Genomic DNA, 22,432 nt, shown 5'->3' on the forward strand with positions numbered 1-22,432 from the left:
TTCATTAAACTGGTAATTGAATTATAAACTCAGTTCCTTCCCCCTCCTTCGTTTCCACTTTTATTTCTCCGCCGTGCGCTTTCACAATATCATAACTCAAACTCAAACCCAGCCCTGTTCCCTGCCCGGTTGGTTTGGTAGTGAAGAAGGGTTGAAAGATTTTATCCAATGCTTTTTTGGGAATGCCGTTGCCATTGTCAGCAACTTTAATTTCAACGATACCATCATTTTGTTTCGTACTAACGGTAACCGTTGGCTCGTATCCATCTCCAACCTGTTTTTTCTGTTCCGTCACTGCATAAAATGCATTTGTAATTAAATTCAAAATCACTCTTCCAATATCCTGCGGAATGATGTTTACTTTTTTCAATCCTGCGTCAAAATCTGTTTTCATTGTTGCATTGAAAGATTTGTCTTTTGCACGTAACCCGTGAAATGTCAACCGCAAATATTCATCTGCCAATGCATTAATATCCGTTGGTTCTTTTACACCTGTGCTTGACCGTGAGTGTTGTAACATTCCTTTTACAATACTATCAGCACGCTTGCCATGGTGATTTATTTTTTCTTCATTATCGGTAACATCTTTTGCAAGAAGTTTTACTTCTTCAAAATTTCCTTTTTCAATTTCTTCGGTCATTTCTGCCAGTAGTTCTTTATTCACTTCTGAAAAGTTGTTGACGAAGTTTAAGGGATTTTGTATTTCATGGGCAATACCGGCGGTGAGTTCTCCAAGAGAAGCCATTTTTTCCGATTGAATCAATTGTGTTTGCGTCGCTTTCAGTTCGCTGAGTGTTACTTCAATGCTTTGTTTTGCTTTTTCCAGTTTGGTAAAATCTTCATAACGGGCATAGGCAATCGAAAATGCTTCTGCCAGCGATTTAACCAAATCAATTTCATCGTCAGTAAGCAAAGCGGTGTTGCCAACATACAACATGCCCTGCGTGAAGGGAACGAAATGAAGGTGAAGTGACTCGGGAGGTTTTGCGGCACCCTGGTAGGTTTCAGGGTTTTGCACCTGCCCCTGTTCCATCATTGACTGCATCCAGTGAATAAAATCTTCTTTATTCCAATGCTCTGTATAGACAAGCCCTTTGCGCCAATAATCAACTGAATTGGCTGTAAGTGTATTTGATTGCAGCGGTAAATTCATAACGGCTAATGAATGGCCATCGGGCGAGGATAAATAGATATGCGCTTCTGCTTTTGCTTCATCAATAATAAGAACACCGCAGCGGATGAAAGGTACACCAAGCATCGTGAGCTCATGCCAGATCAAAGGTGTTATTCGTTGCAGATCTTCAGTAGAACGCATGCTGGCAATCTGTCCCCGAACCCTGTCCAGGGATGCTTGTTTGGTGGCTTCCCTTGCCTGTGCTTCTGCTCTTTGCAGATCGAGAAAACGGGTATAAGTCTGGTCAAAAACCGCGGCAAATCTTTTGAAGACATCATGAAATTCAGGACATGGCGCCAATGAAATAAAAAGCAAATTGCCGTGCGAAAAATTAGCGAGGTAATGTATTTGTGTTTCGGGCAAATCAAAACCCACACTTATTGCGTAGTCGAAATATGCCTTAAAAGCCGGGATCGTTTTAAGATATTGATAATGCTCCTGCATTCTTTCTCCACGCAGTTCCAAAACAAAAAATGATTCGCCTTTTTCTTTTGACTCAACATAGCGGATAAAATTAGCGTCTTCAGTCAGCGGGATATTTGGAACACCGTTAATGATACTTCCATCCTGTGTACTCATCCAGGAAGTGAATTCCTTATCATCTTTTTCCCAGATATTATAACCGCAACTATAAGCGGGTACTCCTAATGCTTTTGCCTGCTGAAATAATAATGCAGCTGCTTCTTTCAGTTCATCACTATGCTGCATCGCCATTGTTCTTGCACGAACCCTTTCCAATGCCAATTGAATTTGTGATTCTCTTGCCTGTGCTTCCGCTTTTTGCAGATCAAGATATCGCCGGTAGGTCTGGCCGAACACAGCGGCGAACCGTTTAATTACCCGGGATGTTTCATCAGGAATGAATTCTGGAGTAAATGCAAAAACAGCACCTTCAGGGAAATAGAAATCGCTATGAAATTCCCTTGCAGGCAATGTTTCCATGTCAAACTTTGTCGGATAATATTCCAGGTCATTGAGTGCCTGGTAATAATTTCTCAGGTCACTGCCCTCCATTGTGTAGGTGTAAAAAGTCTCTTTCTTTTTCCACGAATTATGAATTCCCTGTAATAATGGATGAACCGTCAGATCCAGTTTACCAATAATTAAATTAGCTTTCCCGCCAGGATTTGATTTCGCCGTCCACACTTCAGCAGCGGGATCATCGCTAAAAATTAAAATGCCGCAACGATTGGTTTGTATACCCAATCTTACAAATTCATTAAACATAGTAGCTACAGTTTCCCCTACATCCTCACTGCTATGCATCGCCATGGTTTTAGCACGAACTCTCTCCAATGCTGCTTCTATCTGTGCTTCCCTTGCCTGCGCTTCAGCTTTTGCAATATCTATGTACCTTTTATAGGCCAGGTCAAATACGTTTCTGAATCGTTTGAGTACGTTCTTTTTTTCGTCTGTAACAGCATTGTATGTTGAAATGCCGATAGAGCCGGTACCGAATGAATAAAAATAATAGTGCAGGGAAGAACAGTCGTCCAGCTTCGGATCATCCTGTTCGCCGTTATTTTTTCTTAATTCCCTGAAGTCTTTTAATTCGTTACCGGCGAAAGAAAATTCAATAAAAGCATCACCCGCATTTTTAGTTTCACTAACCTGTTTATTAATTAACGGATGGAAATTATACGGAATGTGGGTAACGGTTTTACCCGGCCCGGGGGCATAATCATAATTTAAAAAATAAGTTTTATCATCCTCATAAATATTGATCATCGCATTCCTGAGTTCATTAAAACCCAGTAACTGAATTTCCGCAAATAGAATTTCACATATGTCAGGAAGGTCGTTGGGTGTGCGCATACTCATCGCCACTGTTCGTACTCTTTCAAGTGCCGATTCAATTTCCAGTTCCCGGTTTTGCCGTTCAACTGCTTTACGTTTTTGTTCCAGTTCTTCAATGGTTTCCTCCAACAGAATAGCTGTAGTATGCTTCACCTTTTCGGTGCGCTCGAGTTTGAAAGCAGAGATCTCCAATTCTTTGTCGGCATCCTTTAGTGATTGTAAAGCTGCTTGTTTTTGATCTGCAGCCAGGCCTTCAGCCTGCTGAAGGATCTTCATTAAGTTTTGAAGGTGCTTGTTCATATTTTTTCTTTTAAAGCCGCCCAGCAACAGGTGTTGTTATGAAACTCATTGTTTCCATTTTTAGTTCTGCCAAATTCTCCATAAGTAAAAAACCCCGCCATGGGTACATTGAAGACTTTTCTGACGCCCTCTATTTCATCACCTATCAGTGGGCCAAATTGGCTAAGCCTGCCTATACATGAAAACATCAGTAACGCATCTGCTTCCGGCATTTGTTCCTGTTTTATTTTTTCCGCATTTTTACTCACTTCTTCCACCACATCGAAATCAGGAGGCAACGTGAGACGTATTTTATCTCCTTCTTTGATACTTCCAACAATAAATATGGATTTATTCTTCCAGTTGAACACTCCCACTCCCCGAAGCACGGGGTCGCCTTTATCGCGGGAAACGCTTAGCACAACGTTAGCATCCGTAGGATTGAAAGTTTCAGCTTCCTCTTGTGTTAAATTAAGTCCCAGGTACTTTAACACCATTTCTGCGGCAGGTTGATTTTCTATTTCATATACCCAATCACCTTCAGTTTTGGTTATCGTTTTTTCTGTGCCGACCGGTTTCTGCCCGGAAGCTGCCAGCCCCTTTACAGTAATTTTTTCTCCGTTTAACACGAGTAACAGAATTCCTCTTTTTGTTGAATGATGGTTGGTGAATACAACCGTTTCCCTGAACATGAAATCATCGCCCGCATTACCTCCCCATATTATCGTGTCCGTTCCGCATACCGCATCAATTGCCCTGACGATGGGTTCACCCATGACATTTGAATTCGCCAGTTCAAAGCTGTTTGAAATTATAAACGAGGGTTTTTTAAATTGTTCTTTTGCTTTTAGCGCCATCTCCCTTGCCACTGATTCAGGGTGTTTATCGTGGTAATCTCCGAGTAAGATAATAAAGTGGGACGGATCCATATCTACCAGCAGGATGGCAATGGTACCGGCGCCTATATCTCCATCAATAAATTCTCCGCCAGTAGTGGCTCCAAAAATCTGTATACCCTCCTGGGCCAGGAGCGTACAGACAGCATCAACATCTTGCTTAATAGAGATAAAGACAAAGGCTAATGTTGGTTTGAAGCCGTCATTTATACTCTGCTGCAAAGCAGTTTTAATTTCCGCGGTAGAATTTCCTTTGATTGATTTTGCTTTCATATGTTTTTTAATTTTACCTCAATACTTTTTTGATTTTTCTTATTTCAAAAAGCACCCTGTTTATTTTTCCTGCGGCTGTTCTAGAAAAATGAGAATCATTTCCGGGTTGTGTTTACAGGTATTTTCCTGCAATGATTTTGTTGTTTTTTATATAATCCATAAATGTATTTAAGTCAGAAGCGGTAAGGTGGTCTTAATATGTTAACAACGACGGTATCTCAACAAGCAAACGGTATATCAGAACCGCTAATTATTAATAAAAAATACGACAAATTTTCGGGGGTATAATTGTATCGTAAGATATGAACTTAAAATGAACTGGTGCCAGGCATCAATTCTAGGAATTAAGTAACTATTATAGTTTCACCTCATCTCGTTTATTAAGTAGTACTCCGTACCTGATAACCGATCAGGCGGTTTAAATATTTATAACAGTTAATGCTATACGCAGAAAATAGTTCCTGCCCCGGCAAACGCTTTATTAAAGTTATTGTTTCGAAGCAACATTTTTTAATGATTGAGTTTTCTCTTTATCCTGTCTGGTTTAGGTATGAAGGTGTAATTTCTTTTGCAAAAGATATTCTACCCATCAAGGAAATTATTGACAGATAATTTACTTTTCGAGCCGTGGTTTATCTTAACTTTAGTTATAATATGTTTTCGTAAAAACCTTTTAAAATCGGCTTGTATGAAAAGTATGTTTAAGTTGGTATTATCGCTGTTTACAATGTTCATTTTCTCATCCTCATTTGCACAAAAGTTTTCATTGGGGGCAAGGGGTGGTATAAGTATTCCTAATCTCTCTGCCGGGGGCTCCAATAACAATCCGCTCAATACCGGTTACAAATCAAGGTTTGGCCCCGATTTTGGAATTTTTGGGGAATTTACAATATCTGAAATATTCTCTATTCAGCCAATGATCGAGTATTCGTCACAGGGCGGGAAAAAAAGCGGATTACAGGCGTTTCCTACACCACCGGATTATGCGGCTTATTTCCAGCCGGGCCCTGCTCCAACTTACTTATATGCCGATTTTAAAAGTGAGGCAAAGCTTAACTATCTTTTGATTCCTCTGTTAGCCAAGTTTGGCTGGAATTTAAAACCCATGTCGCCCGTAAGAATTTATATTGATGCAGGTCCATTTGTTGGCTTTCTGCTTTCCGCAAAGCAGGTAACATCGGGTTCGAGTAATATTTATGGAGATTCGGGCGGACAACAGCCCCTTACGCAAAGTGCGCAATCTTTCGACGCTACAGATGATATAAAAAGTCAGTTAAATAAAACCAACATTGGAGTTGAGGGAAATGTAGGTATAAGTTATCTTATGGGTAAGAGCAATATTTTTATTGAAGGCGGATTTAATTATGGATTTTTAAATATTCAAAAAGGAACAGCTAATGGTAAAAATAATACGGGAGCCGGCACTGTTTCTTTAGGGTATGCATATAGGTTAGGTTCCACACGAAAAGGGAAATAATACATTGCAGGATTTTTCCGCAACAGTTAAAAGATCCGGTTTTATTTCTTGACCATTTCCAAAACTCCTGACCAGTTTTCAGGAGCTCCATTTTGTAAAAAACTTATTGAATTGTCCAGGAAAAATTGTGCAGTAAGGTCCGCAGGGTTGGTATCAGTTATGGATTCGAAAGCTTTTACAGCATTTCCAAATGCCCTATTCAAATAGTAGTACATTCCTTCATTAAAAGTAGTGAGTGTTTTTTCTTTTTTAAGTATTTGTTCTTCGCTATCGCTGCTAAAACATTCGTGTATACCAATAGAGGATTGCTTCCCTTTTACCTGCACTTTGCCGAGATATCGCAAGTGGAAATTTTCGGGATGTTGTATTTGTTGCAAAGTAATTTCGCTGAGCAATATTTTTACTTTATAATATTTCGTAAGGCTTTCTATTCGCGAAGCGGTATTAACGGCATCAGAAATGGTTGTTGCATCTAAGCGGTTTTTATCGCCGGTAATGCCCATAATGAGCGGCCCGGTATGCATGCCAATGCCCATTCTTATTGGAGGTAACTGATTGATTTTTCTCATGATATTGAACTCATGAATATTCTGTTGCATTTCTATTGCCGCCGACAAAGTGCTTTCAGCACTCGCCGGAAAAAGTGCCATGATGGCGTCTCCAAGGTATTGATTGATGAACCCACCGTGCTTTCTAATGATGGGCCCCATTCTTTCATTATACGCATTTACAAAGCGAAAGTTTTCTTCCGGGGTCATTTGTTCCGATATGGTGGTATAATCTCTTATATCTGTGAAAAGCACGGTAACAACTTTTTCAACCTGGTCGCCCAATTTTACATCAGTAATTATATTATGTCCCAGGGAACCAATAAACTCATACGGAACAAATTTTGCAGTTATTTCATAAACCCGCCTCATGGCTTCTTCTCTCTCACGGGCCTCTTTTAAATTCTTTTCATGTAGTAAGGCGCTTTCAATTGCAGACGATGATTGCAGCGCCAGCGTAGTAAGAAATTTCAGGTCTGAAGCGGCATATTGCATTTGTTTATTTCCGGCGAGGATAATAGCACCCATAATTCGATGCTTCACTTTAAGCGCTGAGTAAATAAGTGAATGAACATCGGAACCAATGATTCCCTCATCTCTAAGGGCGGAAAGATCACTCAATATTTCTGACTGGCCGCTTAAGCCAATTCTTAATAAAAGATCTGCATGGCTGGTTATTTTTTCCGTATCAAACAGGGGCTCACCTGCCGTTGCGGGTATTTGTAGTTGCATGGTTGCTTCATCCCACAATACAACGAGCCCGCTGTTTGAATGAATGAGGTGCATTGCTTCGTCTACGGCTAACTGTGATATGGCCACCGGCCCGATTGCCTGCGCCAGTTTATCAGAAAAATTGAATACCATATTTACTTCCTGGTACAACACGAGGACTTCACTGCCCAGTGTCTTTCTTTCAAATTCTCTTTGCGCCAGGAGTGTAAGCAGGTCTGCGATGTGTATGGCTTTTTCATCACCTTTTACCCATCCGATAATTTCATCGTCAAGGTTAACGGGGTGATTGAATGTGGACATTACGCCGGTGGTGCCGCATAACACAACTCCTTTTTCGTCTTCTATACTTATGTGTGCATTCATCTGCTCAATGAGGGAATTCACCAATGGAGAAACATTATTTTTTTTCGAAAGAATGCTTTTGAGCGTTACCCTTGCCATAGTTTTATAAAAGAATGAATTGCCAAAAAGGTGTTATTGCAAACCCAGTACTTCCCTTGCTTTGCTTAAAATGGCTTCAGGGTCAAAAGGTTTGGTCATATAAATATCAGCACCTACTTCAGCTCCTTTTTGCCTGTCCAGTTCCTGCCCTTTCGCAGTTAGTAAAACGATAAAAACATCGAAAAGTTGCAGTTCTTTTTTTACTTTTCTACATACTTCCATGCCATTCATTTTAGGCATCATTACATCCAGGAAAACCAATTGAGGCTTTTCCTTCTGAATAATCTGCAATGCGATCTCCCCGTTTTCTGCAGTTAAAAACTCTACCCCATCGTCTTCCAGTTCTTCCAGCGTTTGTTCAATCAGCATCCTTATGTGAGGTTCATCGTCTACAATCAAAATTTTCTGTTCCATTAAATCGATTAGTTTTAAATTAAAGCTTTTAGTTTTTTTTCGAATTTATTTTTTGATAAGCACTACTGGTAAATTAAAAACAATACATTTTCCAATCCTTTTTCGAAACGTAGTGATTGAACAATTTCATTTTTGTCTGACACAACCGAATTCAAAATGATGATATCAGGCTGTGTTGAGATTGCCTTTTCTACCAATTCTTTTCCGTCTGATTCAACAACAATATATCCTTTGGCCTGTAACACTTCCGTTAAAGAGCGTACTGCTGAAGTATCTTCATCAACTACCATCACCTTTTTCTTCGACTTGCCCTGCTCTAATAAATTGCCAACTTCCTCAAATAATTGCACGGTGTCGATGGGTTTGGTAAGATAACGGTCAACGCCTATACGAAAACCTCTTGCCTTGTCCTGTACAATGGATAAAATAATAATTGGAATATCCATTGTCTGCGGATCATTTTTTAGAATGGCGGCTACATCGAATCCATTTATTTCGGGCATCATCACATCCAGTATAATGAGATCGGGGCGATTTTTACGGATGCTTTCCAGGGCCATTTTTCCATCTCTCGCTTCTTCAATAATATAGCCGGCATCGCTCAACTCCTGGTGTAATAATGACCGGATAGAATCATCATCGTCAACTACCAGTATTGTTGCATTTTTGCCATCTGTTTTAATTCTTGAAAAAACCATTTGTTCTTTCAATTGTTTCATCAATTCATTTAAGTGAATCGGCGTATCCTGTGTCTTCCTTCCTGTTGGAACAAGCGGTAACGCAAATGAAAAGGTGCTTCCTTTACCCACTTCACTTTCGAGCCAGATGCGTCCGCCGTGATGTTCTATTATTTCTTTGCAAATTGGTAAACCTAAACCGGTGCCTTTAGGCTTGTCCGTTAGTGTATCTCCGCCAACCTGCTTAAATTGCTCGAATACGGCTCCAAAATCTTCTTTTGCAATGCCAATGCCTGTATCGGTAATGTTAACAATTACTTCATCATTAGTGTGAGATAAAGTGCAGTCAACAGAACCGGCGTCCGTAAATTTTACCGCGTTAGAGAATAAGTTAATTACAACCTGGATAAGTTTATCGGTATCGCCAATGATGGTTGGCACATCGTTTTCAATATGTTTTATTAGCTTGATATCCTTTTGGTCAAAAAGGGAAGTAGTGGCCGCTGCCGCTCTTTCAATAACTTCGACCAGCGATACATTCTCCTGGTTCCATTCCATTTTCCCGGCCTCAATTTTGGCCAGGTCAAGTACATCGTTTATGAGGTGTGTTAGCCGCTCACCTTCAGAAATTACGACATTCAAATTTTCAGAAACCTGGTCAACTGTCTTTTCCGTTTTGGAATCAGTTTTGTCCAGCATTGGAAATATTTTTTCTTCCAGTCTTTTCTTAATTATTTTGGCAAAACCTAAAACGGAGGTTAACGGCGTTCTTAGTTCATGACTAACGGTGGAGAGAAACGCACTTTTTGCCTCGTTGGCTTTTTCTGCAATTTTACTTGCCTGTTCAGCTTCCATCCTGGCCTGCTGGACATCTTCGAACAGCTGGGCATTTTTTAAAGCGACTCCTACAGAAGAAGCAATGGTAGAAAGCAGGCGTAAATCGTTTTCATTAAACCTGTTTTCCTGCTCGGTGCTTTGAACACTCAATACGCCAATCATTTCATCCCCTACGGGAATGGGAACGCCCAGGTACGAAGCTGCGGGTATGCCAACCCGTTGTAATCCTAACTGGTCGGTTTGTTCATCTACGCCCTTATTTATAAGGAGGGGTTCGCCTTTTAAAATAATGTTCGAAGTAAGGCCTTTACCCAATTTCATGGATGGCATGTTATCACCGTATTGATAAGGGAAATTTATAATATTTGTTTTTTTGTTTAACAATGCCAGGTAAACAATGTTCGCATTAAACAATTCTTTCAACTGGTCGCCAACTAAATTTATAAGGTCATGAGCATCTAATTTTGAAGCCAGAGCTTTACTGATGTTGTTGACAGTGCTCAGTTCGGAAGCCCTTTGTTTTGTTTGTGCAAGAAGATGGGCGGTTTCATCAAATAGTCTTGCGTTTTCAACGGCAACGCTCATACTATTGGTAACGGTTGTGAGTAAACGAACATCGGCTTCGGAAAACGCATGTTCCTTATCTACGTTTTGCAGGCTTAAAGAACCTTTCACCTCCTCGCCTACTATCATCGGGACAAATATTGCTGACTTGGGAGGCTGCCCTTTGGAAACTCCGGAACCCCCAAATTTTTTTGCCGTTTCAAGATAATTGTCATTAATGAGCATTGGCTTCTTCGTAACCAATAGTTGTTTGTTGGCCCAAATTAATGGTTGGGGGTCGTTCTTTAACTTAACCCCTTTTTCTATAGCATACTGCCAATGTTCAAGGCCGTTTTCGCGATCAAATGTGCGAATAACCATAGTTTGTGTTTCGGGAAACAAGCTGCAGATGCGGTCTCCAACAAGATTAAAAATAGATGCCGCATCTATCTCTCTTACGAGATCTTCCTGCACGCTGTTAATAACACCCAGTTCAGACGTGCGCTGTTCTGTTTCTTTAAGGAGGCGGGTGGTTTCATCGAATAATCTTGCATTTTCGAGTGCCACGCTCATAGCCGATACCACAGTTTGGAGCAAGCGTACATCGGAATCACTGAAAGCATTTTCTTTTTCATAATTGCTCATGCTCACCATGCCCAGCGCATTATTGCCGACTATGATAGGTACTGCCATGAATGATTTTTCCATTTGCGTACCCGGTATCGAAGTAGATCCCAGTTCAACCATTCGCTTTTCAAGCCCTTCATTAATAATCAGGGGTTGACGGGTTTCATAAACATATTTTGACATTCCCCGCATGGAGATGGGAGCCACTTCAATTTTCGTCCCATGATCACGCATATATGGAAAGAATACCTGGTTAGTTTCCGGTGAAAAGAGACGAATATCAATATCCAATGTGTGCATCACCTCGCTTAATTTGTCACCTACCAGTTCATAAATGGATTGCATGTTCAGTTCTCTTGCTAAGCCTTCCTGCACACTATTTATAACGGAAAGTTCGGCGGTACGTTGTTCTGTTTCTTTTAACAACCTCGTTGTTTCGTCAAAAAGCCGGGCATTTTCTAGTGCCACACTCATACTGTTGGATAATGTAGAAATCAAACTGACATCAGAATCTGAAAACGCATTTTCATGATCTACATTTTGCAAACTTAAATTTCCGATTACAACATCGCCAAGTACCATTGGCACAAATAAAGCCGATTTTGGGATTTCACCTTCCAGATTTTCTTCACTGGAAAATTGATTAATGTATTCCTTGAAATGGTTATTGATGAGCTCGGGTTTTCTTAAGCTTATAAGATGTTTCGTGAATTCATCAAACGCTCTTGGATTTATCGAAAGCCGTTTGCCTTTTTCAATGGCATATGGGTATTCTTCTATTTGATTTTTATGATCATAGGTTCGTATCACTACAGTTTGTGCATCAAAGAGATCCCTGATTCTATTACCTACCAACGTATAAATCTGGTCAATGTTCATTTGCGCTACCAGCCCTTCCTGCACGCTGTTTATTACTGAAAGTTCCCCGACACGCTGGCTTAATTGTGATGTTCTTTCTTCAACTGTTTTTTCAAGTTCAGCATGTTGTTCTTTTAACTTTCTTATTCTCCAACTAATGAATAAATAGATAATTAAAAATGCAGCCAATGCATAAAGTACATAAGCCCACCACGTAAAATACCAGGGCGGGTTAATAGTAAAACTGAAAACCGCTTCCTTGCTTATTTTATCATAAACATTTTTAGCCCGCACGTGAAAGTGATATTCTCCCGATGGCAGGTTGGTGTATTCTTTATAATAGTTATTATCAAAATCCGACCATCCTTTTTCGAAGCCCTCTAACCAAGTCTGATATTGTGTTTTCTCTTCCTGTTCAAAAAAAGGCGCTGCATATTCAAACCGTAACGTATTGTTTTTATAATAAATTGAAACCGGTTTTTGATTGGAAGTTAAGTCAACACTTATAGATCGCTTTCCCGCCTCAATATGTCTTAATACGGTTTGGAAAGACTCATCAAAATCTTTTTCAAGATTTTCATCATACCGTATCAACCCGTCTGTAGTGCAAAGCCATAAGATCCCGGTTTTCTCGGGATAAAAATCCTGGACAGTAAATTCTGCAACTGGTTTTAATTGAGAATAATCAAGGGTGTAGCCCCCTCCTGGCTTTGGTGTTGCCAACAGAGTTTCTCTTCCAACCCTGATCCACACCCTGCCGCTTGAATCTTCTTCAATTGCAAATTGGCTCGCAGAACTGCCTTTTGGGAACTTCCCAAATGTATAGTCGGGAACAAAACGGTTTTGCTGATCATCGAAAGTGTATAATAAAGTATCAGCATTAAAATAGCTTTTGCCTTTAATAGTAGTAACAGTTCCAACAGCATCTTTCAAACCTTGCTTAGCGCTGAAAGTTTCAACAAGCGTCTTTGCCTTATCCAGGTTTCCGGCATTATCAATAACGGGAGTAATTCTGTATACAATTCCATTTGCAGAGCCGGCCCATATTTTTCCTGAACTATTCTCTGAAAATGACCAGATCTGCTCTGTTATGCCAGGGATATTACCACCAAAGTGCCAGGCCGTTGGTTCTGCCCCGGGCTGGTTGCCATTTTTGCGGGTAAAGACAACGGCGCCAAAAGGGCCACCCCCAATCAGTAAATCACGATTTTTCCGTGGGATGTATAATCCTGATAAAGTGAGATCACCGCTAACTGAAGGCCTAATGGTGGTAACTTTTTTATCCTTTATCGCAAAGAGTCCGTCGCCGGCTACGAGCAATTCGTCGCCATCTCTTAAAATATTAAATATTTGGTTTTGAGGGATTCCCGGAACAGCCGCAAAAAACTTTTTAGTGCTGTCGTATTGTAAAAGGCCGTTGGTGGTGCCAAGATATATGGTGCCGCCAAACCTTCGCATGGTAAGAACACCGGTACCTATGCCGGACTGCAAAGCAAATTTGGTAAGCGGTGAAGATATTTCCACCCTCGATATTCCATTATCCAGTGCCAGCCACAATGCACCTCTTGAATCAACGAAGGAATTGTAAATTGATTCGTCCTGTAATCCTACATCCCTGTTTATTTTTTCTATCAAATTTCCAGCTGCATCTATTATCACAAAGCCTTTACCTGTTGTTAACAATACATAATCCCCATTTTTCAATTGCAGGCCTTTATATAGAAGTGTCCCTGATTTGAAAACAACGTCAGCTTTGGTGGAAAATGGCCGAAACGTTTTCCCATTATAAATGTAAAGGCCACTGTAAAACATCCCGATGAGGTATTGTTTTTCATTATTCGGCCCGGGCGGGTATGGCAACATTACCTGCATTCTTTCTTTGCCAAGGAATTCACTACCCTGAACTAAAACCAATGAATCGTCGATCATTTTGTAAAGCCCCAATCCCTGTTGGTGGACATAGTAATTACCGTCCACGTAAAAGGAATACATGAATTTGGTTTGAGGTTTCCAAACTTTCACGGTCCTCTTTTCAGATGTGTTATTATTGCTTAACCTGAAAATGTATTCGCGGGATTGAAAATAAATTCCGTTGTCAGCAGCATAAGCAGACCATATATCCAAAAAATTCCGGTTAGCTTTTGGTATATCGTCGAGCAAGGATATGGTTTTCATTTGTCCCAGGCTGTCTTTTCCAAGATATCCTAAATCGCCATAGGCTCCGTAATATATAACGCCGTTTTTATCTTTGGGCATTGCCCTCACCACGGTAGATGGTGAATTGCCAACGGTTATCTTCCTCCATTTTAATCCATCATACTCCAGTACATAGCTTTGTATGCCGAAATACATAATTCCACTTTCGCCCTCCTGAATGCACCAGGTTTGGGGAAGCGCCTGGTATGTCTTGGCGAGATAATTTGTGATAAAGGGAAGCCCTTTTTCTGATTCACTTTGCGCTGCAATTGAATAAGAAGCGAGGACTAATAAGACATTAAGCAACCATTTAAATCTCATAATGGTTTTGTTTCGGCAGACGAAATTTTGATTTTTACTCATACTTATAGAACAGTTATTTGTCGGGACAGGCGTTCTATTTCTTTGCGTAAATACGATACACGATATTAACGAAGGAAAGGCTAGTTTTTAATAAGATAAGTAAATATAAATGACTTTTTAGAATCTTCAACATTTGATCACAGAAGATTTTACGCCTAAGGTGGCTGACGGCCGAATGGAATATTTATGGACGTCTTGTACAAACTAAGCCACCAAAATTATTTATATTACGAATAGTTTAAAGCAATACCACATAAATGAATTATTCAATAATTATGCAGGTGCTAAATAGCATGATAACCCGACCCAATGCATGAAAAAACGTATGAGGTTTTATCGATTTGTGCTGGAGCAGTTACCATTTGTTTAGGGTATGCGTTTGCGTTACGAAAGCAGAAATAATCGCATCAAAGCTATAGTGCCTCGATATCAGCCGCAAAATGTCACCTTTCAAAGAAAGTTTAGAACCAGCCAGCCTTTCACCGATGCCGTGGGCGTATTAACATTTAATTGTAATGGGTGGCAGAAATAAAAGCATCTCATTTACAGAAACGTCTTTAAACAATTAAAAAATGCAATTATGAAAAAGATTTTTACATTATTACTTTCTGTTGGTGCTTTTACAGCTTCTTTCGCACAAAGCGGCCATTCAACTAAAGACAAAAGAAGTAACCGGTATGTTACCAATAATGAGTATAAAAAAATCGATAGTCACCGCGATAACCTTTATACTTTTTCTGCAAGAGAAAGAGATATGCAAATTGCTAAGATCAACGGCAATTTTAACTTGAAGGCAAAATCAATCGTTAGCAATCGTCGTATTAAGAAGAGTGAAAAAAGAATATTGATTCAAAAAGCTGAGAAAGAAAAGGATCAACAAATTGCTGCCGTGAATGCAAAATTCAACAGCAAATTTAATGCGGCTTTTAATGATCGTGAAAAGCAACCAGATAATCGCAAGCACTAATCCTCTCAAACATCAGAATATCAATAAGCCCGGCAACGGGCTTTTTTGATGCCTTTAGTTTTCGTCTAGGCATAACAGTATTTGCTATTATATGCGGTAATCATTTATGAAAAAAGTTTCGTGGTTATTTAAATGCGTCTATCCATAATAGTTTTTATTATTTGTATTAACATTTCATTTTTTAAACCTCAGCGATGAATCAATATCTCATATTACAGAAACACATTTTAAACAATTAAAAATTATAACGATGAAAACTATTAAACAAATTCAAAAGTTCTTTGGCTCACAGTTCTGGAACTTTGCCGCCCCTTCTAATTTTGGATGGGTTTACAATAGCTAAAAAACTACTATTGGCAGTACAAGATTCACTAACGAAATAAATTAAGAAACCATGAAACAATTATTTACTCTTTTAATTTCTTTGGGCGCATTTACAGCATCATTCGCGCAATACCATCCTGGTCACCGTGATGATAATACGACTTATAATCAGAACGGCCATTTCGAACATGGAAAGCCGTTTATTAAAGACCGGGGGTTTTTAATAATGAAAATAAACCGTGAGTATGACAGCAAAATAAGAGCTATCCAGAATGATTGGACACTAAGACGTCATCAAAAAAAAGTAGCTATACGTGCACTTGAAAGAGAAAGAGAAAGGCAAATTCGCCACGTGAAGGAAAGATCCAGGCACTTATAAGCAGGTAACTATCGGTAATAAATTTCCACAATATCTTTTTGAATACTCAATATATCGCCCCGTTATTCGGGGCTTTTTTATTATCATCAATATTTTTTGTAACTCATTTTTTTGAAAAATGAATTCGGCCACAGTATATTTATTCATCTTTGCACCATCTTTGTTCCCTCATATGCCAGTTGTAAATAAGTTGGATACAATTTTGAATGTAATAAAACAGTTATGTATTTTAAAAAGCCGGGGAAATATGTTATCACAAAAAAAATCGATAGTTTTTTTATTGGTTTAAATGATGCATTGCAATTTGTATTACGTTTTTTTAAGGAAGTATTCAGGCCGCCCTACGAACTTAGGGAAATTATCAGGCAATGCTATGAAGTGGGCTATCGGTCACTTTTTTTGATTACACTAACCGGGTTTATAACAGGCCTTGTATTTACGAAACAATCGAGACCCTCTCTGTCGCAATTTGGTGCCACATCATGGCTGCCTTCTCTTGTCGCCATCGCAATCATACGTGCATTAGCTCCATTGGTAACCGCCTTGATTGCTGCCGGAAAAGTTGGATCTAACATTGGAGCAGAATTAGGCTCCATGAAAGTTACCGAGCAGATAGATGCGATGGAAGTATCGGCAGTTAATCCATTTAAATTTTTAGTGGTGAGCCGTGTGCTGGCTACTACACTCATGATGCCCATGCTCATGTGTTATACAGGTTTTGTTGGCATGTTGGGTGCTTATCTAAACGTTCACCAAAACGAAATGACGAGTTTTACTTCATTCTTCCAGGCTGCTTTTGAGCAGATTTCTTTTCTTGATATATTTTCTTCGTTAGTAAAAAGTATCGTCTACGGATTTACGATAGGTATCGTTGGTTGTTATAAGGGGTTTCATGCTTCCAACGGAACAGAAGGCGTGGGCAGGGCAGCAAATGCATCGGTAGTACTTTCTATGTTCCTGATATTTGTAGAAGAGATATTAATTGTTCAGATTACAAACAGCTTTAGACCATAAATGGAAATTGAAACTAATAATATTTATCATGACGAAGTATTGATTAATGTTAGGGATTTGTATAAATCATTTGGGGATAACCAGGTATTGCAGGGAGTGGACCTGGAAGTTCACAGTAAAGAAAACGTAGTGGTACTTGGGAGATCAGGAACGGGGAAATCTGTACTCATAAAAATTATTTGTGGTTTATTAAAGCCTGATAGCGGTCTGGTAGAAGTTTTAGGTAAAGAAGTAGATAAATTAAAGGACCGCGAATTACGGGAGCTTCGCATGCAGGTAGGATTTTCTTTTCAAAATAGCGCCTTGTATGATAGCATGACTGTAAGGGAAAACCTGGCTTTCCCGTTGGTTAGAAATGCAAGACATTTATCTAAAAAGGAAGTATCTCATGAAATTGAGTCTGTGCTTAGCGATGTGGGATTGTCACAAACGATTAATCAAATGCCGTCCGAGCTTTCCGGGGGGCAAAGAAAAAGAATTGGTATTGCACGCACCTTGATTTTGCGGCCACAAATAATGTTGTATGATGAGCCAACTTCAGGCCTTGACCCGATTACGAGTATTGAAATCAATAACCTTATTAACCTGGTAAGGCATAAGTTTAATACAACCTCAATAATAATTACGCACGACCTTACCTGCGCTAAATCTACCGGCGACAAAATTGCTATGTTGCACGAGGGAAAGTTTATAAAGCAAGGTACATTTGGCGAGGTTTTTAATACAGATGACGAGAGGATACAGAACTTTTATAAATATAATTTTATCGACCAATGATGAAATGTGTTATAACATTGCAGGATGATGTAACGAATTTCATTAGTAAAATAAAAATACTCAAATGAAATCTACCGGCGCTTCACGAGCAGTAATAGTGGGAATATTTGTTTTCCTGGGGGTTACTATTTTTATAATAACCGTACTTACTCTCGGTTCCCAACATAAAACTTTTGAAAAATCAATAACCATTAAAACTTTTTTTCGAAATGTAAACGGGCTTCAGAAAGGAAATAATGTTTGGTTTTCAGGAGTGAAAGTGGGAACCATAAGAAAAGTAAGTTTAAAGGAAAACGGCGAGGTGGAAGTAGAAATTGATATCGAAAATGTATCTGTAAAATTTATCCCGAAAGACGCAAAGGCAAAACTAGGCTCAGATGGTTTAATTGGTAATAAAATAATTGAGATATACGGCGGTACAGCCGGTGGCGAAAAAATTGCCGCAGGCGATGTAATTGGTAGCGATAAATTACTAAGTACCGATGCAATGATGAACACGCTTTCGAAGAATAACGACAACATACTGGCTATTACAAACGATTTTAAATTGATTACGGGTCGGCTGGCTGCCGGTAAAGGTTCTATTGGGAAGTTATTGAACGATGAAACATTAGCTGACCAACTAAATGCAACGATGTTAGTATTAAAACGTGCTTCCCAAAACCTTGATAAACTTTCATTAAATGTTGCAGCTTATACTGCTAAACTTAACGACAAAGGCTCCTTGGCAAATGACCTGGTTACTGACACCGTTATATTCAGCAAATTGAGAGCAACCGTTGCCCGGCTGCAGAGCGTAGCCGATTCATCGCAGGTGGTTATATCAAATCTTAAAACTACCGGCAATATTATTAACGCCGGCTTAAGCAATAAAAATGCTCCAGCCGGCATGCTGCTCAATGATGAACAATCCGCCACAAAAATAAAAGGCACTCTGCAAAATTTGCAATCGGCGAGTAAAAAACTGGATGAAGATCTTGAAGCGCTTCAGCACAATTTTTTACTGCGAAGATTTTTTAAAAAGAAAGCAAAGCAGGGCCAAGAAGATTCCAGGACCGTGTTGGATACGGTATTAACTAATTGACACTTTTTTTAGGAGGCAAATCAAAAGCTTTGGCGTCATGCTCAAAATGCCCTTTGTGTGAGCCATCGCAAAACGGTTTAGTTTGCGAAAGCCCACATCGGCAAATTGAAACTGCTTCTCTTCCTGCCAGTCCGTAAATGTTTCCATCTATATCCACAATTTCAAAATCGCCTTCTATTTTTAATGAGCCATTGCTTTTTACCGTAATTTTCGTTGTAGCCATTTTTAATTTTATAATTGAAGGCGAAAATACTAAAATAAAATCCCTTGGCTTTTTGGCACCATCTCTGTAATGGAAGGTATAGTCAGAAGATAATCAATATTAATAAATTCAATTCAGTTGTTGACAAGATTTTTAAGATACGCCATGAAGGCGCTAGCAATAATATTGGGTGTCTTTGTCCTTTTATGTATCATTGCTTTCATTTATATTTCAGTTAATAAAAAGTCTATCATAAAAAATGTTACTGATGAAATTGGGAAAAAAATAAATGGTAATGTTTCAATTGGAGATGTTGAGCTAAGCTTCTTTAGCAACTTTCCTAACGCCGCTGTTGTACTTCATAAGGTATTAGTAACAGATACCATGTTTGCCCGGCATCATCACCCTTTTTTAAAAGCAGACGAAGTATATGTCCTGCTAAGCATATTAAGGGTTATTGAAAAAAAATCTGCCGTCAATGGAATACGGATTGAAGGTGCATCGCTCTATTTGTTTACCGACACTACTGGCTATACTAATGCTTATTTATTGAAACCAAAAAGTAATTCGTCAGGGGCGGGAAATAAAGCGACGCGTGAACCACTGCAGTTAAAATCTGCCGGGCTAAAAAATATGAGGATAACTATTGACGACAGGTTAAGAGAAAAATTGTTAGACGGTATGGTAAATAGTTTAAAGCTTAAATTGGATGACGAAGAAAACACAACTTACTTTTCTTCAAAAGCAAACATTCTGGTTAATAGCCTGGCATTTAAGTTATCGAATGGAAGTTTTATTAAAGGGAAAAAGTTTGAAGGAGATTTTAAGGTGAGGTTCGATAAGAAGTTACAACAATTACAGTTTGACAGTACCGATATAGAAATAAACCAGCAACGCTTTAATATGACGGGCAGGTTCGATCTTGTAAATCCAGATCCTCAGTTCAGCCTTAGAGTACATACGCGGCAGATATTTTATGATTTTGCAAAGTCGCTGTTACCAGCAAAAACCGATAGTGCACTATCTGTCGTAACTATGGATCAAAAATTAGATGCCGATGCAAATATTAGGGGGTTTTTGAATAGTGAGGATCCTTTGATCGTTGTAAAATGGAATGTTGCACACTCACAGTTGAAAACCCCGTTACTCAATTTTGATAATGCTTCCTTTACAGGCTATTACACTAACGAAGTTATTGCCGGTAAACCCAGGCGGGATCCAAATTCAAAAATAAGCATCAGCAATTTTACTGCAATGTGGAACGAGTTTCCTGTTTCTTCAAGCCATATTGAAATACTTAATTTGTCTCAGCCGGTTGTAAGCTGCGATCTCACTTCGGCATTTCCGCTTACAAAATTAAACGAACTAATAGTGAGTAACTATATACAATTGCAGGCAGGCGATGGTTTGATAGAACTGACTTACAAAGGACCGTTAGAAAAAAATAATAATACCAACTCTTTTGTAAATGGCAAGGTGTCATTTAAGCAGGGCAACGTATTGTACACACCCAGAAATGTAACCTTAAAAAATATTAACGGGCTGCTGGAATTTAAAAATTCTGATGTATCAATTGAAAATCTTCAATGCGATGTATTGAACAACAAATTTATAATGAATGGTGAGGCAAAAAACCTGATTACGCTTCTTACTACCGAGCCCAACAAGGCAGTTATTGATTGGAATATTTATTCGCCTTCGCTCAATATGGCCTCTTTTCTTTATTTATTAAAACCGACATCAAAAGTTACAGGTACCCGCAATGCTTCAAAACCTAAGTTAGATAAACTCTCATCCAGTATTGATGATGTATTGGCAAAAGGTATTTTGAATGTAAACTTAAGGACGCCAAATCTTATTTTTAAAAAGTTTGAGGCCTCTAATTTTACTGCCCACGTTACTTTGGTTGATAACCGGTACCAGATTAATAATGTAAGCATGGATCATGCAGGTGGACATATCAATCTTAAAGGCTCGCTTGTTAATAATAAAGAGAATGATCATCCCGCAAAAATTAACGCATCATTAGATAATGTTGATGTAAACAAAATATTTTCTGCATTTAATAATTTCGGCCAAAATGGAATAAGTGCTGAAAACATTGAAGGCAAACTAACGGCTGAAGTAAACGCAGATTTTGTTCTAAATGATGAGGGGCAAGTTTATCCCAACAGCGTAGAGAGTTTTGTAAATTTTTCATTAAAAAACGGGGCGCTTAATAATTTTGAACCTGTAAAAAAAATACAATCATTTATTTTTAAGAACAGGGATTTTGATAGTATTCGCTTTGCTGAATTAAAAGACAGTTTAACAATAAAGAACCGGGAAATTAAGATTAACCGGATGGAAATTCAATCCAATGTATTGTCAATATATGTGGAAGGTGTTTATAGCACGAAGGGAAATTCAGATATGAGTATCCAGATTCCGTTGAGCAATCTAAGAAAACGCGATGCAGACTATAGCCCCGTAAATAAAGGCATTGATAAAAGGGCCGGTGCCAGCCTATATCTCAGAGGCAGGCCAGGAGCGGATGGCAACATCCAGTTTAAGCCCGAGCTTTTGCATATTTTTAAAAAATCAAAAGACAAGTAGGAATTTGAAGTGGAAATTATTCGGATAAGAGTCGTTGGGTAAAATGGTTTAAAGAATAAAAACGACATTATACTTACTTTTATTTTTATTATTTATTAAGATGAAAAATATTTCCTCTATCATTTTTTTTCTATTACTTATAGTTACTGCTTTAGGCCAAAATAGTAAAGTTCAATACGGGAATAATCCTAAAGCCGGTAAATATTATACTATTCGCGGAATTAAAATTTACTGTGAAATTTATGGTAGCGGTAAGCCTTTATTAATGATTCATGGTAATGGAGGAAGCATTGCCAGCTTCGAAAATAATATTCCTTATTTCTCTAAGAAATATAAAGTAATTATTGCCGATAGTCGTTCGCAAGGAAAATCAAAAGACCTGAACGATTCCCTGAGTTTTGAAATGATGGCCGATGATGAGGCAGCGCTGCTGGATGCGCTCCACATCGATTCCGCTTATGTTTTAGGTTGGAGCGATGGAGGTATTAATGCGTTGTTGCTGGCAATGCGATATCCTGAAAAAGTAATAAAACTCGCTTCGACCGGGGCAAATTTACGGCCCGATTCAACGGCATTAGATCCATCCGGCTGGAAAGAAGATAAAATTTATTATGAGTCTTCAAAAAATAAAACGTTTAGAACTGAGGCTGAAAAAAATGCCTGGAAATTATTCCTGCTCGATTGGTTTCAACCCAATATACCTTTAGCAGCATTACACGCAATTAAATGCCCTGCATTAATTATTGGCGGCGATCATGATGTGATTAATATTGAGCATACGGTACAGATTTATAAAAATATACCGCTTGCTTATTTATGGATTGTTCCGGATTCAGGACACGGAACTCTAATTGAACATAAAGATGAATTTAATAAAATTGTAGACAGATTCTTTTCAAAACCTTTTCATCGAAGATAGAATGCTATAAGAGGTAAGGATTTGTTGAGAGAGCGTGTT

General features: G+C 38.8%; 15 protein-coding genes. 9 read left to right on the plus strand and 6 right to left on the minus strand.

Annotation, left to right across the window (positions count from 1 at the left end):
• Positions 1-4: 4 nt before the first annotated feature.
• Positions 5-3,271 carry a sensor histidine kinase gene (locus ACO1O5_RS17670; RefSeq protein WP_486272574.1) on the minus strand — a complete coding sequence of 1,089 codons (3,267 nt, stop codon included), beginning with the start codon at positions 3,269-3,271 and terminating at the stop codon, positions 5-7.
• Positions 3,268-4,419 (minus strand): FIST signal transduction protein, encoded by a 1,152-nt coding sequence (locus tag ACO1O5_RS17675; RefSeq protein ID WP_486272576.1) that lies wholly within the window; start codon positions 4,417-4,419, stop codon positions 3,268-3,270. Before ACO1O5_RS17675 ends, ACO1O5_RS17670 begins: the two co-directional genes overlap by 4 nt.
• A 438-nt stretch (positions 4,420-4,857) precedes the next feature.
• Between ACO1O5_RS17675 and ACO1O5_RS17680 the strand changes: the two genes are divergently transcribed.
• Both ACO1O5_RS17680 and ACO1O5_RS17685 read left to right on the plus strand, forming a co-directional pair.
• Positions 4,858-5,031: a hypothetical protein gene (locus ACO1O5_RS17680; RefSeq protein ID WP_486272577.1), complete on the plus strand. Its 174-nt coding sequence runs from the start codon at positions 4,858-4,860 to the stop codon at positions 5,029-5,031.
• A 76-nt stretch (positions 5,032-5,107) separates the two neighbouring features.
• On the plus strand, positions 5,108-5,896 hold the full coding sequence (locus tag ACO1O5_RS17685; protein WP_486272579.1) for a porin family protein: 789 nt from the start codon (positions 5,108-5,110) through the stop codon (positions 5,894-5,896).
• A 41-nt stretch (positions 5,897-5,937) separates the two neighbouring features.
• On the opposite strand, the gene ACO1O5_RS17690 is transcribed toward ACO1O5_RS17685, so the two are convergent.
• The 3 genes from ACO1O5_RS17690 to ACO1O5_RS17700 form a co-directional block, all read right to left on the minus strand.
• Positions 5,938-7,617, minus strand: coding sequence for an adenylate/guanylate cyclase domain-containing protein (locus ACO1O5_RS17690; RefSeq protein WP_486272581.1), 1,680 nt, complete (start codon positions 7,615-7,617; stop codon positions 5,938-5,940).
• Between the two features lie 33 nt (positions 7,618-7,650).
• The gene (locus ACO1O5_RS17695; RefSeq protein WP_486272582.1) at positions 7,651-8,031 is read right to left on the minus strand and encodes a response regulator transcription factor; all 381 of its coding nucleotides are present in this window, start codon (positions 8,029-8,031) and stop codon (positions 7,651-7,653) included.
• A 62-nt stretch (positions 8,032-8,093) separates the two neighbouring features.
• Complete coding sequence (locus tag ACO1O5_RS17700) at positions 8,094-14,090, minus strand: GAF domain-containing protein (protein ID WP_486272584.1); 5,997 nt, start codon at positions 14,088-14,090, stop codon at positions 8,094-8,096.
• Between the two features lie 622 nt (positions 14,091-14,712).
• On the opposite strand from ACO1O5_RS17700, the gene ACO1O5_RS17705 reads away from it, so the two are divergent.
• The 5 genes from ACO1O5_RS17705 (at position 14,713) to ACO1O5_RS17725 (ending at position 18,677) form a co-directional block, all read left to right on the plus strand.
• Positions 14,713-15,099 (plus strand): hypothetical protein, encoded by a 387-nt coding sequence (locus ACO1O5_RS17705; RefSeq protein WP_486272585.1) that lies wholly within the window; start codon positions 14,713-14,715, stop codon positions 15,097-15,099.
• A 394-nt stretch (positions 15,100-15,493) separates the two neighbouring features.
• Positions 15,494-15,802 carry a hypothetical protein gene (locus tag ACO1O5_RS17710; RefSeq protein ID WP_486272587.1) on the plus strand — a complete coding sequence of 103 codons (309 nt, stop codon included), beginning with the start codon at positions 15,494-15,496 and terminating at the stop codon, positions 15,800-15,802.
• A 222-nt stretch (positions 15,803-16,024) separates the two neighbouring features.
• Positions 16,025-16,816, plus strand: coding sequence for an MlaE family ABC transporter permease (locus ACO1O5_RS17715; RefSeq protein ID WP_486272589.1), 792 nt, complete (start codon positions 16,025-16,027; stop codon positions 16,814-16,816).
• Positions 16,817-17,593 (plus strand): ABC transporter ATP-binding protein, encoded by a 777-nt coding sequence (locus ACO1O5_RS17720; protein WP_486272591.1) that lies wholly within the window; start codon positions 16,817-16,819, stop codon positions 17,591-17,593.
• A 64-nt stretch (positions 17,594-17,657) separates the two neighbouring features.
• Positions 17,658-18,677: an MlaD family protein gene (locus ACO1O5_RS17725; RefSeq protein ID WP_486272592.1), complete on the plus strand. Its 1,020-nt coding sequence runs from the start codon at positions 17,658-17,660 to the stop codon at positions 18,675-18,677.
• Here ACO1O5_RS17725 and ACO1O5_RS17730 read toward each other — a convergent pair.
• On the minus strand, positions 18,670-18,900 hold the full coding sequence (locus tag ACO1O5_RS17730) for a CDGSH iron-sulfur domain-containing protein (protein ID WP_486272594.1): 231 nt from the start codon (positions 18,898-18,900) through the stop codon (positions 18,670-18,672). The two genes, ACO1O5_RS17725 and ACO1O5_RS17730, sit on opposite strands and share 8 nt — an antisense overlap.
• 144 nt (positions 18,901-19,044) lie before the next feature.
• On the opposite strand from ACO1O5_RS17730, the gene ACO1O5_RS17735 reads away from it, so the two are divergent.
• Entirely contained in the window at positions 19,045-21,474 is a 2,430-nt protein-coding gene (locus tag ACO1O5_RS17735) for a hypothetical protein (protein ID WP_486272596.1), read from the plus strand.
• A 100-nt stretch (positions 21,475-21,574) separates the two neighbouring features.
• A complete protein-coding gene (locus ACO1O5_RS17740) occupies positions 21,575-22,393 on the plus strand; it encodes an alpha/beta fold hydrolase (RefSeq protein WP_486272598.1) in 819 nt (272 codons plus the stop codon).
• Positions 22,394-22,432 lie beyond the last annotated feature (39 nt).

It is taken from the genome of Ginsengibacter sp. (genome assembly GCF_057362405.1).